17 protein-coding genes and 1 tRNA gene are annotated in these 14,873 nt (G+C 42.2%); 16 read left to right on the top strand and 2 right to left on the bottom strand.

Annotation, left to right across the window (positions count from 1 at the left end; translation table 11 throughout):
* Nucleotides 1-11 precede the first annotated feature (11 nt).
* The 16 genes from rsgA to ACO5GU_RS00800 all read left to right on the top strand — a co-directional run bounded on the left by rsgA (nt 12) and on the right by ACO5GU_RS00800 (nt 14,185).
* Nucleotides 12-1,196, top strand: coding sequence for a ribosome small subunit-dependent GTPase A (gene rsgA, locus ACO5GU_RS00875; protein ID WP_484929637.1), 1,185 nt, complete (start codon nt 12-14; stop codon nt 1,194-1,196).
* Nucleotides 1,197-1,720: 524 nt separating this feature from the next.
* Complete coding sequence (locus ACO5GU_RS00870; RefSeq protein WP_484929635.1) at nt 1,721-2,431, top strand: SAF domain-containing protein; 711 nt, start codon at nt 1,721-1,723, stop codon at nt 2,429-2,431.
* The gene (locus ACO5GU_RS00865) at nt 2,431-3,729 is read left to right on the top strand and encodes a CpaE/TadZ family protein (RefSeq protein WP_484860830.1); all 1,299 of its coding nucleotides are present in this window, start codon (nt 2,431-2,433) and stop codon (nt 3,727-3,729) included. The genes ACO5GU_RS00870 and ACO5GU_RS00865 overlap by 1 nt, the downstream gene beginning before the upstream one ends.
* Nucleotides 3,729-5,081, top strand: a complete 1,353-nt coding sequence (locus ACO5GU_RS00860; protein WP_035434749.1) for a TadA family conjugal transfer-associated ATPase — start codon at nt 3,729-3,731, stop codon at nt 5,079-5,081. Before ACO5GU_RS00865 ends, ACO5GU_RS00860 begins: the two co-directional genes overlap by 1 nt.
* Nucleotides 5,036-5,971 carry a type II secretion system F family protein gene (locus ACO5GU_RS00855; protein WP_484896781.1) on the top strand — a complete coding sequence of 312 codons (936 nt, stop codon included), beginning with the start codon at nt 5,036-5,038 and terminating at the stop codon, nt 5,969-5,971. Before ACO5GU_RS00860 ends, ACO5GU_RS00855 begins: the two co-directional genes overlap by 46 nt.
* Entirely contained in the window at nt 5,971-6,582 is a 612-nt protein-coding gene (locus ACO5GU_RS00850) for a type II secretion system F family protein (protein ID WP_051479301.1), read from the top strand. Before ACO5GU_RS00855 ends, ACO5GU_RS00850 begins: the two co-directional genes overlap by 1 nt.
* Nucleotides 6,583-6,597: 15 nt before the next feature.
* Nucleotides 6,598-6,786: a Flp family type IVb pilin gene (locus tag ACO5GU_RS00845; protein WP_051485255.1), complete on the top strand. Its 189-nt coding sequence runs from the start codon at nt 6,598-6,600 to the stop codon at nt 6,784-6,786.
* Complete coding sequence (locus tag ACO5GU_RS00840) at nt 6,783-7,247, top strand: hypothetical protein (protein WP_484905342.1); 465 nt, start codon at nt 6,783-6,785, stop codon at nt 7,245-7,247. The genes ACO5GU_RS00845 and ACO5GU_RS00840 overlap by 4 nt, the downstream gene beginning before the upstream one ends.
* 180 nt (nt 7,248-7,427) lie before the next feature.
* Nucleotides 7,428-7,898, top strand: a complete 471-nt coding sequence (locus ACO5GU_RS00835) for a TadE/TadG family type IV pilus assembly protein (protein ID WP_035432409.1) — start codon at nt 7,428-7,430, stop codon at nt 7,896-7,898.
* Entirely contained in the window at nt 7,867-9,924 is a 2,058-nt protein-coding gene (locus tag ACO5GU_RS00830) for a hypothetical protein (protein ID WP_484854806.1), read from the top strand. The genes ACO5GU_RS00835 and ACO5GU_RS00830 overlap by 32 nt, the downstream gene beginning before the upstream one ends.
* Complete coding sequence (locus ACO5GU_RS00825; RefSeq protein ID WP_051479300.1) at nt 9,921-10,379, top strand: hypothetical protein; 459 nt, start codon at nt 9,921-9,923, stop codon at nt 10,377-10,379. Before ACO5GU_RS00830 ends, ACO5GU_RS00825 begins: the two co-directional genes overlap by 4 nt.
* Nucleotides 10,380-10,736: 357 nt before the next feature.
* Nucleotides 10,737-11,027 carry a YgiT-type zinc finger protein gene (locus tag ACO5GU_RS00820; protein WP_286127905.1) on the top strand — a complete coding sequence of 97 codons (291 nt, stop codon included), beginning with the start codon at nt 10,737-10,739 and terminating at the stop codon, nt 11,025-11,027.
* A 54-nt stretch (nt 11,028-11,081) separates the two neighbouring features.
* Nucleotides 11,082-13,064 carry a DUF2207 domain-containing protein gene (locus ACO5GU_RS00815; RefSeq protein ID WP_484929632.1) on the top strand — a complete coding sequence of 661 codons (1,983 nt, stop codon included), beginning with the start codon at nt 11,082-11,084 and terminating at the stop codon, nt 13,062-13,064.
* Nucleotides 13,065-13,205: 141 nt separating this feature from the next.
* Nucleotides 13,206-13,433 carry a helix-turn-helix domain-containing protein gene (locus ACO5GU_RS00810; protein ID WP_035427876.1) on the top strand — a complete coding sequence of 76 codons (228 nt, stop codon included), beginning with the start codon at nt 13,206-13,208 and terminating at the stop codon, nt 13,431-13,433.
* Between the two features lie 217 nt (nt 13,434-13,650).
* Nucleotides 13,651-13,806: a hypothetical protein gene (locus tag ACO5GU_RS00805; protein ID WP_156924060.1), complete on the top strand. Its 156-nt coding sequence runs from the start codon at nt 13,651-13,653 to the stop codon at nt 13,804-13,806.
* A 49-nt stretch (nt 13,807-13,855) separates the two neighbouring features.
* Nucleotides 13,856-14,185 carry a hypothetical protein gene (locus ACO5GU_RS00800; RefSeq protein ID WP_035434742.1) on the top strand — a complete coding sequence of 110 codons (330 nt, stop codon included), beginning with the start codon at nt 13,856-13,858 and terminating at the stop codon, nt 14,183-14,185.
* Nucleotides 14,186-14,390: 205 nt separating this feature from the next.
* Here ACO5GU_RS00800 and ACO5GU_RS00795 read toward each other — a convergent pair.
* Nucleotides 14,391-14,466, bottom strand: a tRNA-Phe gene (locus ACO5GU_RS00795).
* A gap of 61 nt (nt 14,467-14,527) precedes the next feature.
* Nucleotides 14,528-14,797, bottom strand: coding sequence for an RDAC family protein (locus ACO5GU_RS00790; RefSeq protein WP_484809580.1), 270 nt, complete (start codon nt 14,795-14,797; stop codon nt 14,528-14,530).
* Nucleotides 14,798-14,873: the final 76 nt, after the last annotated feature.

Raw genomic sequence — 14,873 nt, 5'->3', positions numbered from 1 at the left:
AAGGAGCACTCTTGTCCGCTAAGCGTACAAAAAGTTCCAAGAAACTAGGAGCCGGCAGGACTCAAGGGTCACTGCCGGACCTTTCTTCATTGCTGGATGTTCCAGCGTATGAGCAGTTGACTCCATCGTCGGCTCAGATGCAGGCTTACGCAGACGTCGTATCTGAGCTTGAAACCCAAGGGGTTTCTCGCCAGACGATGACTATGGCCTGCGTGGTCCGCTTGGATAGGGGATTTCCTGCGGTTGTTTCGGAGCAGGGAGTGTTTCGCGCCGAGTTTGCCGCGCGCGTGACTAAGGGCCAGAACTCTACGGTGGCCGTGGGAGACTGGGTATGTGCGCGCATTCCGGACTCGCACGATATGGGTATCATCGAGGCAGTTCTGCCGCGAGAGACCGATATCGCACGCTGGAAGGGCGGAGCTCGTGGTCAAAAGCAGACTTTGGCCGCCAACGTTGATTTGGTTCTTGTGGTACAGGCCTTGGACGGCGAGGCTGTCTCGGTAGATCGTATTGTGCGTTCAGCAGTTATTTCTAAAGACTGCGGAGCTACCTGTGCCGTGGTGCTTACTAAGTCAGATGTAGCGGGTCCGGAGCTTTTGGCTCAAGAGATTTCTTCTATTACCGCAGCTCTTAGCTCTACAGTAAAGATTGTTGCAACAGCTTCAAAGCTTGAGGGCGAGAAAACCGATGCACTTGCAGATCTTGCTCAGACTGCTCAAAAGCTTGGGGCTGCGTGGGGAATTGATGCTGTTCGTAGCCTTGTTCCTTACGGCTCCGTGGCCATAGTGCTAGGAGAATCAGGTGCTGGTAAATCAACGCTTCTCAATGCGCTTTTGGGACATGAGGCGCTTGAAACGGGAGAAGTCCGCGAATCCGATAAGGCAGGACGGCATACAACAGTAGCTCGTCGCATGGTAGCGCTTCCTGATGCTGGCATTATTGTGGATGAACCTGGCCTCAGAAGCCTGCCTATTGTGGGCCATGAGAGGGGATTGCAGAAGATATTCCCGCATATCTCTGAAGCTGCTCAGACGTGTAAGTTTAGGGATTGCACCCATACGCACGAGCCAGGGTGTAGTGTTCAGGATGCTCTGCACGAGGGCAAGATTACAGAGCCGCAGCTAAAAGCTTACTTGTCTTTGGCAAAAGAAATGCGAGAAAGCCAGCAATCGCTTGACCCCGATGTTGTGCTTTAAGCTGTAACGGCGTAAATCCTCAAAACACCCTGGCTTGTCTAGGGTGTTTTTTGTCAAACCAGCAGGAAATATGCTATATAGAGACTGACGAGGGTTGGTCCTGCCTAGCTAATTAGGGGGGGTCAGCCCTCGTTTTATAAGTCAGTGAAATCACTCAGTAAATCAATCATTACATTCTCTGAAAAATGTAGCAGTTATGATTTTCTAAAAATTTTTATATATCAAATTAGATAAAAATTTAAATTACCCATTTTTCATTGCGTCGTTGCAGCCTGTGGATACATTACTTTGTGTCAGATTTGCGTCAGCTATCTGACATATTTGTGCAGGTAAATCTTTTGTTTTTGCATTTTCACTCTCATGTCAAGCGCACAATCTATGTATCGCAAATGGAGGGAGGACAAACAGTGACTAAGAAAACAAGAATTTTAATTTCTGTGTTAAGCGCACTTTTGGCCAGTTTTTGTTTCTTTGCATACGTGCAAAGTGTTCGCGCTGAAGCGGAAAAATCGCGAGCGGAGGCAATGCAAAAATATGGCGGTGAGCTTACTTCAATTTTGGTGGCCACCAAACAAATAGAACCTGGAGAAACTCTTTCATCTTCTAATACTCAGTTAAAAAGCTGGATTTCTGATTTGATTCCCGAAGGCGCAATTACTAATCCAGAAAGTGTTATGGGTCGTACGGTTTCATCTGTTATTGGAGTTGGAATGCCTGTTGTCTCTCTTCATCTACGATCAGTTGCCTCTCAGATTTCTATTCCAGAAAATCTTGTTGGTCTCACTATTTCCCATGGCGAGAAGTACGGATTAGCTGAGAGGCTCAGTGCTGGCACAAAGCTTGCAGCGTATGAGGTTACTGATTCTCTTATTACCTGTATTGCTTCGGATATTGCGGTGTTGTCAGATGACACCGAAGGCACTCTTTACACTTCCTCCTCCGTAACGCTTGGATTGACTCCTGAACAGGTTCCTGCCGTGCTTTCTGCATACGCTCGAGGAACACTTCGATTTACTCTTCCTGGGTCAAAGATTAACGCTCAGGACTTAGTAAAGAACAACTCCTTCGTTGAACAAGAAGACTCAAAGGATCTTTCTGACAAGACAGATCAAGCAAGCTCATCTGATGTAAGTGAAGATGTGCATCCAGAGAACCCTACTTCTTCAACAACCAACCAAAACAGCGACAGTGCGTCACAAGTAGACTCGTCTACTAATCCAGGAGGTGAAGCGTGATGTTAGAAAAGTGGATCTCATACGTAGGTCTTGACGCACGCGTTGAAATTGGAGCCATTCTTACGTACTTGGGAATTAGCAATAGGTGTGAATTTGCCGATTCAGCAGCATCTCTTAGATCAATTGTAGCCTCTTCAACTCCTCAAGATTATTCAGTCTTAATTGGTAATACCGGCTCCGATGTTTCGGATATAAATCTAGCGGCTGCAATTGTTAAAGATGGAAATGCTCGCTGTGTAGTGCTTGTAAGATCTGGCGCTTCCGGATCACTTCGTTCTAGAGCAGCTAAAGCAGGAGTTGATTTAGTTATTGACCCTATGGAATTAGGAGATCTGGTAAAGGTTGGAAGGGGATATCAATCATATGGGGCTGACAGGCTTTCTCAGCCTTTACCAGAAGCTTCAGATTATGTTGCCAGTATCCAAGAGTTAAATACCTATCTACAATCCCTTATTCCTCTTGATAAGACTCTAAAAGCTCCAATCCTTACGTTCACTTCAGGAAGAGGGGGAGTGGGAAAGACTACGCTTGTTTCCTCAATGGCGCTACTTGCTTCTTCTTGGGGTTTAAAAGTTGCATTGGTTGATCTTGATCTGTCTTATGGAAACGCGTTTGAGAAACTTGGAATTAGGCAGCCAAAAGACTTCTCTGATCTTGTTGCTGATGTACCTTCAGAAAAAGAGAGCCTTCTAGAAAAAGCAACCTGTGTCCATAAAAATTTGTATCTTTTTGGCCCTTGTGTAAAACCTGAAATGGCAGAGCTTCTATTTCCTTGCGTGAGTCATTTTCTTCAAGCTGTTTCTGGTTTGGTTGATTTGGTACTTGTAGACACTACGACGGCATCAACAGATTGCTATGCTCAGGCAGCACAATGCGCAGATAGGCTGGTTATTGTTTCGGAGAACCCTCTAACGTGCATTAACTCTTTGGCAAAAGTAAGTGGACTTGCAGTGCGTCTTGGAGTGGCAAGAACTCGCATTATTCGACTTGAAAACAAAGCAAATCCAAAGGTTAAACAGGACTTTTCTATTGGAAAGGCAGAGATTGGTCTTGAAGCAGCAAAGATGTTTAGGATTTTTGAAGGCGGACCAGGGTTTCAGGAGCTTATTCAGCAAGGAAAGCTTTCTGTGTTGTTACAAGAGGAAACTTCATTTGCGCAGTCGGTTTCTTTTGTTCTTGCGCATTTCCTTAACGAACTGGGCATTCTTCCACAGCTGCGAGAGGCTCAGATTGCCCTGCAAGTAGCTCCTGAGAAAAAGACATTTAGCTTATTCAATAGGAGGAAGGAGGTGGGTTAATGCTTGTCTTTGAACGCGTTGCTAAGCAAATTGAGGCTCAAGATGAGAATGACTCACTACTCCAAAAAGAAGTATTTCAGAAGGCTAGAAAGAAGTTAAAAGAAAAACTTGTTTCTCGATTAGGACTTTCTACGGTTTCTTCTCTTATAACAGGCAGTGATATCGATCGCGTAAGAGACGAACTAAGAGTTACCTGTGAAGCAATTGTTAATGAAGAGAAGGACGAGCTCTTTAGCTCAGTTGACTATGAGGAAACAATCGAACAGGTAATCAATGAAGTATGTGGTCTTGGTCCAATTCAGCCACTACTGAATGATAAAGATGTTACGGAAATCATGATTAATGGCTGCAACAATTTGTTTTACGAGAAAAACGGCGAGCTATTTGAATCAAAAACAGTCTTTGACTCTGAAGAGCAGATTTTGATTGTTATGGATCGTATCTTATCTCCATTAGGAAGAAGGCTGGATAGGGTAAGTCCTATTGTTGACGCACGACTTGAGAACGGTGACCGTGTTAATGCGGTTGCAAGTCCTGTTGCAGTGAATGGTACCTCAGTAACTATTCGAAGATTCACCGGAAAAATTACTTCTTTGGACCGGCTAGTGGAAATGAAATCATTGCCTCAATGGCTTGCAAGATTTTTATCTTGGGCTGTGAAGTGCAGACAGGGGATCGCGGTTGTTGGAGGAACGGGGTCTGGTAAGACTACGCTTTTAAATGCACTTTCATGCGAAATTTCAAAGTCAGAAAGAATTGTCACTATTGAGGACTCAGCGGAGCTTAAGTTTGATTCACATCCAAATGTGGTCAGGCTAGAGGCTCGACCTGCCTCAATAGAAGGAACAGGAGAAATAACCATTAGATCATTGGTGAGAAACGCGCTCCGAATGAGGCCAGATCGCATTGTAGTAGGAGAGGTAAGAGGTGAAGAGTGCATTGATATGCTGCAGGCTATGAATACAGGTCACGACGGTTCTTTAACTACATTGCATGCCGGAACCGCTCAAGAGGCAATATTGCGCCTAGTGTTGATGGCTCGTTTTGGAATGGACTTACCTGCAGAAATCATAGAAAAGCAGATTGCCACTGCACTTGATCTGATAGTTATGTCTCAAAGATTTCCTGATGGAAAACGATATGTGACCAGCGTTTCAGAAATCTCCTTGTCTTCGTCAGGATCAATTGAAGTGCAAGAGGTGGTGTCGTTTGACGCGCAGAAAAGAAGTTGGCTTTTTGTAAAAGTTCCTTCTTTTATCAATCGTGCAATACAAGAAGGAATACTCAATAAAAAGGAGGTTACTTCATGGATGTCTTTACTTCCTCAATCACAGGAGGTGTTTTTGGAGTAATTATTTATTCTCTTGTATGCAACGGTGAGGAAAAAACTGTTTCTCAAATAAATGCACGAGTAACAGGTTATGTAGTTCAGTTTTTTCAATTTGCACGCAATAGCACTTTTGTCCAGCGCTTGCTCAAATGGGAACCTTTTTCTTATACATCAATGCAGCTACGTAATCGTTTTCTTTACAAATACGGAATCACCTTAGTCAGTGATGCTTTTGTGCTGTTTTTTATTAGTGGCATAGCTGAATCCATCTTGCTTGGCGTTCTATTTGAGTCTGTGATAGGTACGCTTTGCGGTGTTTTCTCGTTATTTCTCGTTCCTTATTTTCTATATGAACATGCTAAGCATCAGTCTGCTTTAGAAATTGCCCATATGATGCCTTCGATTTTTAGAACAATCGCCGTTGCTCTTGGATCAGGTCTCACACTCTCTCAATCTATTGAATATGTCAGTAAACACACAGAAGGTGTCGTATCAGAAAATTTTTATATTGCTGACATGCAAATCAAGTGCGGTTTTCCTATTGAAGAAGCTATTGAGGACTTGGCGGAAAGGTTGGATGCTCCAGGTGTTAATTTGCTGGCTAGCGCCTTAGTAATTTCACATAGAACAGGTTCTCCGCTTAAGAGTCTTTTACAGAAAACTGCCGAGTTAGTTGAATTACAAGAGAAGAATCAAAGGCTCATAGCAACAAAGACTGCTCAAGTTAGATTATCTGCTCGAATTGTATGTCTTCTCCCAGTTGTTTTATTGATTGTCTTGTCGCTTCTATCGCCGGACTTTCAAAAGGGTTTATTTACGCCATCGGGCGTTATATGCACATCAATTGCAATGGTCATGGATTGCGTTGCTCTTTTGATTATTCGAAGCATTATGAAAGGAGTAATGAAGTGATGGATTTACTATGCTCCGTACTATTTGCAACATGCATAGGTATTCTCGCCCTAGTTGTTCCCGTCAATTTGAATCATTTTGATGTCCATAGCTATTATCAGCAAATTATAAGAGGCATAAAAAGTCACAAGAGAATGAGCCTCCGGGCAAAGTCTGAGTTTACAAGAAAATCATGCCTACGTGAGATGCCAGAAATGATTGACATTTTGATTCTTGGGCTGTCATCAGGGCTATCTTTTGATTCAGCGCTTGATCTGTATTGTTTGCGAGAATCTGGAGAATTATCGAGAGAGCTTTCAAATGCTCATATGACTTGGAAGCTTGGTGCTACTACTCGCGAAGAAGCACTCAATCAGATGGCGGCAAAAGTAGGAGTTCCATCGCTTAAAAGCTTTGCGACTGTTGTGAATGAAGCGCTTACTTTTGGAACCCCTCTTGCAGAAATATTAGATAGACAAGCTTCAGTTCTTCGCGATGAGCAGCGATCGCTGTTAGAAACGGAAATCGAAAAGATTCCAATTAAAATGCTCATCCCTCTAGGAACGCTGATTGTTCCAGCAATGTTACTTGCAATTTTAGGTCCCTTGCTTGGACCTGCATTTTCTTCTTAAGAGAAAGGAAAGCCGATGATGTTCTTCTATCAATTTTTTAGGTATTTACAAGGCTTAAAAGAGGATGAATCTGGACAGGGAACTACAGAGTATGCAATTTTAGTTGGCGTACTTGTAGTTATTGCGATTGTCGCAATCATTGCTTTTAAAGGTAAAATTTCTGAGCTTTGGGAAGCAATTACATCGGGAATTAATTCTCTATGAGCAGAAAGAGTACTGCTGCTTATTCTGTGTTCATTATTGTCACTGTATGTTTGCTATTTGCTGCACTTTTCGTATTACCAAGAAAACAGGATCATTCATCAAATACGAGCTCAGACTATGTGCAGACTCATGAAAATAGAGACGACAAAAAAGCCAATGAACAGCCAATCTCATACGCAGCGGCAGAAGATTTGTTTAAACAGAATTCCGTGCAAAGAGATAGTAAAGAAACTATTCAAAACGAAGCCCAGAGTATTTTAGAGGGCTATCAGCAAAGAGCTGATTGTGTGCTTGTTTATTCCGGATATTTAGACATAGCCGGCAATGTATGGGGCTGTTTAGTTAATGGTGGAAATTGGTCAGAACTTGTGACTGTTTCTGATCAAGGAGAGATAAGGAGGGTCTCAACATGTCACATATCCACTCAAGATGCGAAGAATCTATTAGAGCAATCAAACTAGGTGTTAAGAATACACAAGGACAAGCAACGCTTGAATATGCTCTAGTTTTATTTTCGTGCTTAATTGTCATTACGTCTCTTGGTGTGATATATCACTTTGTGCAAAATGGAGCAGTTGTTCAACTGGCTACTCAAGCTGCTTCACATACTATGCATGACTCTCTTTTAGATTTAGCCAAAGATGTTCTCTCGTTTTAAACAGAATGCTGGTCAAGCGTCAGTAGAAGCTGCGCTGTTATTTCCCGTTATTCTGATGATTATTGCATTGCTTGTAGAACCTGTTTGCATTCTCTATACAAAGACAGTTATGGATGGAGCCTGTGCAGAAGGATTAAGAGTAGCAACAACGTCTTCTGACACTGAGTTAATAGAGTCCTATATCAAACGCAGACTTAAGGCTATACCAGAGATACCTCTATTTCATAAGGGTGGAGATGAGGACTGGAATATCTCTATTGATAAAAAAGAAAACGATGTCTTGATTGAAATTACGGGTCATGTGGCAGCGATGCCGCCAATAGGCTGGTGTTTATTCCTTGCAGGTCAGACGGATAACCAAGGGATTGTCTTGCATTCAAGTTTATCTGCTAGTACGTATCCAGATTGGATTGAGGGTTCTTATGCGGATTGGATTGCCTTTTGGAAAGGATAAACATAAGAGAATAAAGCTTGGACTTTCCATGTTTATAGACGATAAAGGCGGTATTACGTCAATCGCTTTTGCAAGTGCGCTTTTAGTATGTCTAGCGCTTGTATTCGCACTGGTATCGGTCGCTTGGGTTTCATCGAGAGCATACAAAACTCAGTCAATAGCAGATGCGGCTTCTATGGCAGGAGAAAATGTCGTAGCTAAATACACAACTATTGCGCAGGTAATTGATGCAAGCATTTTGAGTCTTGGGTTATCAGGATTGTTATGTGTTGGAGCCGGATTGGTTGCTTCATGTGTTCCAGGTTTAGCTTCAGCGGGTTCTAAATTGTGTGATGCAGGTTTTAAGACACTTGAAGCGCGTAAAAAATTTGCTACTTCAGCTTGTGAAGGCTTAGAGGAAACTGAAAAAATGCTTCCAGTTTTTGCAGCAATGGCGGCGAGCTCTTGTATACAAAAGAACTCTACTGATGCGGGTAACTTCGTGGGATCAGCTCTTTTATTTCCCGCTCAGTCACAATCTGATTTTGGACATTTAAATAGCGACGTTTCGTCAGATGAATTAAAAGAACAGAGCGAGCTATTACAGCAGATAGCAAAAGAAATTGAAGAGTTACAGAGTAGGGCAGAGTCATCTAAACGGAGGGCGTGGGAGGCAGACTGTGGTGGAGGTCCGTATTCTATGCGTGAGAGAGCGGAGCATCTTGCTGGTCTTTCTGGGGATACAAATCCATCTATCCCGTCGCCAACTTCTTGGACGTTCGGTATCGCTTTAAAGCGAGCTAGAGCATATTACAGAGCTCGATATGATCAAGAAATTGTCAATGGAAGCACTGCAGAAGAATTACGTGATTCTGCTATACGAAAAGCGTTTTACAACTTTGCGTTTACGGAACTTTCTAAAGGATTTTATAAAGAAACAGCTGATGGTGAGGTTGAAATGAATTTGCCTCGATTACCACATAATTTAGAAGAGACAAAGAAAACAGACCTGTATCTAAAGCCTATTTGGCCTTGCACCTATGAAAATGGCGAGAAAACCATTCATGCTCATAGGTCTTGTCCAGGAGCAACAGGAGAAAACGCGGGATTTGCATCGCTACAAGATTTAGATTCTGGAGCGGTTCATGAGTGTCAACATTGTCATTTTACGAGCAGCGATGTGGGAAGAGTGGCTTCTGCTTCGACAAATATTGATAACGGGTTTGAGTATTACTGGAAAATCGTAGTCGAAGAGTCTGAAGTTTATGAATCATCACGTCAGCAAATAAAAGATTTGCGAAAAAAGTTGTCTGAAGCTGCAGATAAATCAACTGGAATATTTCAAAAAGCACTTGATGCCCTAAAGGTTGCTAGGCCCAGATTATGTCCTCCAGGAGCTTGGGGATGTATTTCATTTGTGAGAAGAGGAGGTTCATCTCCAGAATTTCAAGGAAGTTTAGGAACACTTGAGCAGTCAGTTTTTCTCCCAGAAGGATATGCAATATCCGGAGCAACGCTTGCTCCAGACAGCTCTTCTACAAACAACGTTCTTTCAAGCTTTTTTGATCAGGTTGAAAGGAGGGGAGGGTTTATTGGACAGACCATAGATAAGGTAATGAGCTTGTGGGGATCTCTTTTAATCTCATATGGGGATGGTGTAACTTCTTGGTCTTCTAAGCTGTCGGAATTTCTTGATAACGTTGACGGAATAACAGGTGGAAGTGTCGGCTCCAAATTACAGAGTGCTTTGAAACAAATAGTTATTGACGCTGGATTAGAGCCAAGTGATTTAAGACAAATGAAGCCTGTTCTTGTTAATACAGAAAGTGTTTTGAAACAAGCTGGCTTTGAGAAAGAATCAACGATTCGTGAACTAGTTCAGAAAATACCTAATACATCAGATCCAATTGCTTTAGCTCGTTCACTTGGTGCGTTTTCTCTCCAGTATTTGCCTGACAAAATCACAATTGCAAAGCTGACCATTCCTGTCATTGATATTGAGATTCCTTTAGAAATTGATGTTAAGAAAGTTTTTGGTGGCATATGAGAAAAATGAAATTTCTTTGTTGCCAAAAAGGGCAAATGTTTGTTGAGACTGCATTGGTACTTCCGGTTGTATTAGTGGTTGCTCTAATTGCAATCAATTTATTTAAGTTTGCAGATATGTGCTCAAAGTTTGATCGTGTTGCGGCAGATCAAATCATTGCTCATGGAATTTCTTCCAGTCATTCCACGGATGGAGGAACGCTAGAAAACTTAACTCAGAAAATAAAAACTGCTCTTAAATGTGATGACAATTGCGACATTGTCGTCTCCATGGAGGGAGAAAAGGAGGGGATTGGGAATATGGTCTCTGTTTTTCCTAAATATCAAGCAACTCTAAAGTACAGACCTTGGCCACATACTGTGCGTCTCCCCTTAGTGTCATTAGAGTCTCCTCTGTACCTCACCCATACAACTTCAATTGTTGTTAGTCCCTATAAGTCGGGAGTTGTGATTTGAAAATGAATGTACAGGTTTCGATAGAAGAAGTCCCTAATTCAGAGCAAATTTTTGAATTGTTACAAGGAGGCTTCGAAAAGTTCGTCGGTCTTTTGGGTACCGAGATAACAGCTCCTCCAGTCTTACTTCTAAGGTGCTCTTCAGTTCATACTTTTGGAATGACGTATCCGATTGATATCGCATTTGCAGACGATCACGGAGAAATTTTAAAAATTCGGAGACGAGTACATCCTAAACAAATTCATAGCTGCGCGGGTGCTTATTGCACATTTGAAAGACCATCAGTTGATGATTTCCCATGGTTTGAGGTTGGTCAGAAAGTGCTCATTCAAGAAATAAGTACTGAAGAAAGCAACGTTGAAAGAAGGAGTCGCTATGGCTATAGAAAACTACTCCGTAAAAATTTGCCCCAGATGCGGAGAAAAGCTGTTTCAGGACATGAGAATTTGTTACGGGTGCCTTCTAGACTTCAGCGGTCCAAGCTCACTTGTATGCAATCTCGAAGTATCAAGAAATAAAAGAATTGCCAACCTTCCCTTTATAGAAACTGATGAGTATTTGCTTTCTGAGGAAGTAGGAGAGGAGTGGGATAAAGGCCTGCCACCTGCTTTGTTTGAACTGGATAACTCATATTCACCAGCAGATTAAACAGTACGTGGTATCCTTTAAGAAGAGTTGCGAAAGTAACATAAAGGAGTTTCCATGTATAAAGTCTCGCTTCGCTCTTCTAAAAAGAGCCAGTTTGTAAAGATTGCGCTTTGCATAATGCTTTTGGCTGTTGCGTTTTTAATTACGCCTGCAAGAGCATTTGCGCGCGACCTTTCAATAGATACGGTAAATATTGATGCGACGGTTCAAAAAGACGGAACGTTGCATGTCGTAGAAACTCGTACGTTCTATTTCAATGGTAGTTTTCATGGTGTCTATTGGAATCTTCCAGTTGGAAAGAATAAATACAATGGACAGAACGTTGAAGTAAACATTACTTCAGTTAAGGTTCAGGATAGGCAAGGAACTCGTCAGATTTATAGTAAAGACTCTAGTGGAAATAATTCCAGCTCAGATGAGTATTATGTTCCAACTCAATCAAACAACATGTTGAACTTAAAGATTTATTCAGCGCATGATGATGAGTCAGCACATATCACTATCGAGTATGACATTACTAATGTTGTAACAAACTGGTCGGATACCGCGGAGTTGTACTGGAAGTTTGTATCTGATGGCTGGGATTCTGAGTCTCGAAATGTCACTGCTACTATTCATCTTCCTGTCCCATCAGGACAGTCTATAGTTGCCGGAGATACTGTTCGCGCCTGGGGACATGGTCCACTAGATGCAAATGTTGAAATTACCAACAATGCAGTTGTCTACAAAGTTCCTGGTGTAGGAACTGATGAATTTGCGGAAGCTCGTATTACATTCCCAAGCGATTGGGTTTCTGGGCTAGCTCCTATTCAGCAGAATAAACTGAGCAGCATCTTGTCTGAGGAACAAGCGTGGGCGGATGAAGCAAATCACAAGCGTGATGTTGCAAAAACTCAGGTAGCTCTTATTCTTTATGCGCCATTAGTACTTGCAGCTATCACCGTTGTAGCAGCAATCTTGCTGCGTATTCAATACAAAAAGGTAATGGCTCCTCAGTTTAATGACCTTTACTACAGAGATGTTCCATCTAATGATCACCCGGCAGTTCTTTCTATGCTTTACAACGGTGAGCTGATTAAGGGAGACGCTCTGACAGCAACCCTTATGCACCTTTCGGATTCAAAGTACATTAGCTTGAATAAGACGGTTAGTACAAACTTCCTTGGTATGGAGAAGTCTGATTACTGTCTTACAAAGGTTCAAGACCTTTCAGAAAGCCAGCAGCCTTTCTACCCTGGCAGTTCACTGTCAAATAAGATTGATATCATGGCAATGAGGTTAATCTTTGATAAGGCCGGAGAATCTGGAGCGGTAAACACCACTGTTACTATGAAGCAAATTGGCAAATATGCTTCATCACATCCAGAAGATTTTAATAAGGCATATGAGTCTTGGGAGAGCTCCATCAAGCTTAGCTATGCTGCTAAGTATGGAACAAATAAGATTCCATTCCACGGTAAGGGAATTCTTGGTGCTCTGATTGCTGTTGATGTTCTTGTTGCAGCTGCTGCATTCTTCATGGGTGTTATGGCTGATGTTTCATTTGCCAATCTACTACTACATCTGTTCATTCTTGTCATTGCCGGTCTTGTTGCACTTGTAAACATTGGCTCGTTTGATTTGATGAACAGAGAGGGTGTTGAGACGCTTGCTAAGACTCGTGCGCTAAGAAAGTGGCTTACTGAGTTCACCAATCTACATGAAGCAATCCCTACTGACGTCATTCTTTGGAATAGGCTTCTGGTTATGGCAGTTGCGCTTGGTGTTGCGGATAAGGTTATCGAGCAGCTGAAAGTTGCAATGCCAGAGATGCTCAAAGATCCTCAGTTTATGCCTGTTTATAGCTGGTATTACTATGGAAATGGCATGCGAACCAATGCAATTGAGAGCGTAACCAAGAGTGTTACAGCTGCTCATTCTGTCTCCACGGCAGCGCTCGCTTCTTCTAATTCAAGTTCTGGCGGCGGTTTTGGTGGCGGCTTCTCCGGAGGCGGCGGTGGCGGCTTCGGCGGCGGAGGCGGCGGTGGTGGCTTCTAATGCCATAAGCGCTTCAATAAACATCACAAGAAGCTACGTTTAAAGGTTTTAATTCTCCCCGTGAACTTGTCGGGGAGAATTTCTTTTTTAAGAAAATATGCGATTTTGGCATATTTGAGTTGATAGTTTTACGCTGCATTTATGGAGCAGATATCTAACAGATTAGTGGGCCAGTGTCTTCGCGATTTGCGAAAGAAGCAACGTCTTACTCAAGAGGCGGTTGCTGAGCACCTTGCTGGAGATCAAGCATTCATATCAAAGGTTGAATCAGGCGAGCGTGGCGTTAAACTCGGAGAAGTTTTTTCTTTTGCCGAAGCCTTAGGTATAGAAGCTTCCGAACTTATCGAAGCGTTGCGTACGTATCGATAGCTTTAGTTCATGTTTAACATAAGAGACCTTGTGTAGGATGTGCTTCTTAAAAGAGGCACATCTTTTAAGAACTGCCTCCCATTTCTTGGACATAAGAAATGGGAGGCAGTTCAATCCCTAATGATTGGGAATATAAACCAAGGATGTGACATAGAGGTAGATTTGATAGATGGCAATAACATTCATTTACTAGACAACGATATTAAGGGAGCCAACTATGAAAAAACTAGAGTATTCTAAGCCCACATTTGAGTACATCAATAGGATTGAATCGAGCAATTCTAGAGATGTTCAAGCTGATGTTGTCTATGACGTGAATTATGCGATTGGTCAAAATATTCTGTTGGCTGTAACCGCAATTGCAGGTTTTTAGGTTATCGTAATTCCAGGAGTGAATCCAAACTTTGAAGGGTTGAATATACATGGGTGCTAATATTTACAGAAGCATAGCGATAGGTATTATTAGCCTTTGCTTTTTGTACATTGGCTATGTGCTGATAAAAACTAAAAATCCCTTCCTAGTACATAGGTATAATATTATTTTGATTCCCTTAAAATACAGGAAAGAGTTTACAAAAAGAGCAGGTATTGGTATATGTATTATGGCAGCGGTAACGCTTATCTATTCCGTGTTGATTATGCTGTTTTCTGATTCCTTTTTGTTGCAGATTATCACACTCTCATTCGCGTTTATTGGCGCATTATATATAGTTGGAAGTATGGTTTATTTTATTATGCATGGACAGCAATAGGCTTTTATCAATAGAAGTTGGGTTGCAATGGTAATACTCACGCTTGAATTCTCATTGCTAGTGCAACACTTTTATCGTTTTTATACAGAAGTAACCGTTTATATATCCACTAGCACAAACGCTCACTCGTAAGACACTCGTAAGACACAAGCCTCAGATAACAAAAAAGGTTGACACCAAGATGGTATCAACCTGAGCGTTAAAATGGTGGCGGGGAAGGGAATCGAACCCCTGACACGGGGATTTTCAGTCCCCTGCTCTACCAACTGAGCTACCCAGCCAATGGTGCTTCGAAAAGCTTATTTACTATAACAGACTCAAGCGCTTCGTCAAGCGGGCAATTTATACAATCCAGAAATTTTTTCCGCCAGTGAGGTCAAATTCAACGGTCATGCCCTTTATTGCAAAAAACGCCTCAATTTGCTCCTTTGTTTTCTCAAGCTCTTGACCGTCGATTTTCTCGCGCTCATCGGCTTTCTCGCCAGAGGGGAGTTCTATCCAGAGAGTTTGCTTACCACATGTGTCACGCAGGTGGATTTTGCTCAAAAGGCCCTGCTGAGCAAGCCTTTCATTGAGATGAATGAGGTCAAAGAAATTGACAACTTTTGGCATGCTAACTCGTTTCTCTAAACGCTTGCTCTTAAGCATACACGTTTGCAAATTGGTACAATAGATTGTCTAGCTTGAA

Source organism: Lancefieldella sp. (assembly GCF_057237245.1).
Note: the sequence above shows the minus strand (reverse complement) of the source record. Positions and strands in the feature narration are given on the sequence as shown.

Bases quoted from the DNA above. Each gene is read 5' to 3' on its own strand.
- ACO5GU_RS00870 (WP_484929635.1), top strand. From the start codon at position 1,721: ATGCAAAAATATGGCGGTGAGCTTACTTCAATTTTGGTGGCCACCAAA.
- ACO5GU_RS00865 (WP_484860830.1), top strand. From the start codon at position 2,431: ATGTTAGAAAAGTGGATCTCATACGTAGGTCTTGACGCACGCGTTGAA.
- ACO5GU_RS00860 (WP_035434749.1), top strand. From the start codon at position 3,729: ATGCTTGTCTTTGAACGCGTTGCTAAGCAAATTGAGGCTCAAGATGAG.
- ACO5GU_RS00855 (WP_484896781.1), top strand. From the start codon at position 5,036: ATGGATGTCTTTACTTCCTCAATCACAGGAGGTGTTTTTGGAGTAATT.
- ACO5GU_RS00850 (WP_051479301.1), top strand. From the start codon at position 5,971: ATGGATTTACTATGCTCCGTACTATTTGCAACATGCATAGGTATTCTC.
- ACO5GU_RS00845 (WP_051485255.1), top strand. From the start codon at position 6,598: ATGATGTTCTTCTATCAATTTTTTAGGTATTTACAAGGCTTAAAAGAG.
- ACO5GU_RS00840 (WP_484905342.1), top strand. From the start codon at position 6,783: ATGAGCAGAAAGAGTACTGCTGCTTATTCTGTGTTCATTATTGTCACT.
- ACO5GU_RS00835 (WP_035432409.1), top strand. From the start codon at position 7,428: ATGTTCTCTCGTTTTAAACAGAATGCTGGTCAAGCGTCAGTAGAAGCT.
- ACO5GU_RS00830 (WP_484854806.1), top strand. From the start codon at position 7,867: ATGCGGATTGGATTGCCTTTTGGAAAGGATAAACATAAGAGAATAAAG.
- ACO5GU_RS00825 (WP_051479300.1), top strand. From the start codon at position 9,921: ATGAGAAAAATGAAATTTCTTTGTTGCCAAAAAGGGCAAATGTTTGTT.
- ACO5GU_RS00815 (WP_484929632.1), top strand. From the start codon at position 11,082: ATGTATAAAGTCTCGCTTCGCTCTTCTAAAAAGAGCCAGTTTGTAAAG.
- ACO5GU_RS00810 (WP_035427876.1), top strand. From the start codon at position 13,206: ATGGAGCAGATATCTAACAGATTAGTGGGCCAGTGTCTTCGCGATTTG.
- ACO5GU_RS00805 (WP_156924060.1), top strand. From the start codon at position 13,651: ATGAAAAAACTAGAGTATTCTAAGCCCACATTTGAGTACATCAATAGG.
- ACO5GU_RS00800 (WP_035434742.1), top strand. From the start codon at position 13,856: ATGGGTGCTAATATTTACAGAAGCATAGCGATAGGTATTATTAGCCTT.
- ACO5GU_RS00790 (WP_484809580.1), bottom strand. From the start codon at position 14,797: ATGCCAAAAGTTGTCAATTTCTTTGACCTCATTCATCTCAATGAAAGG.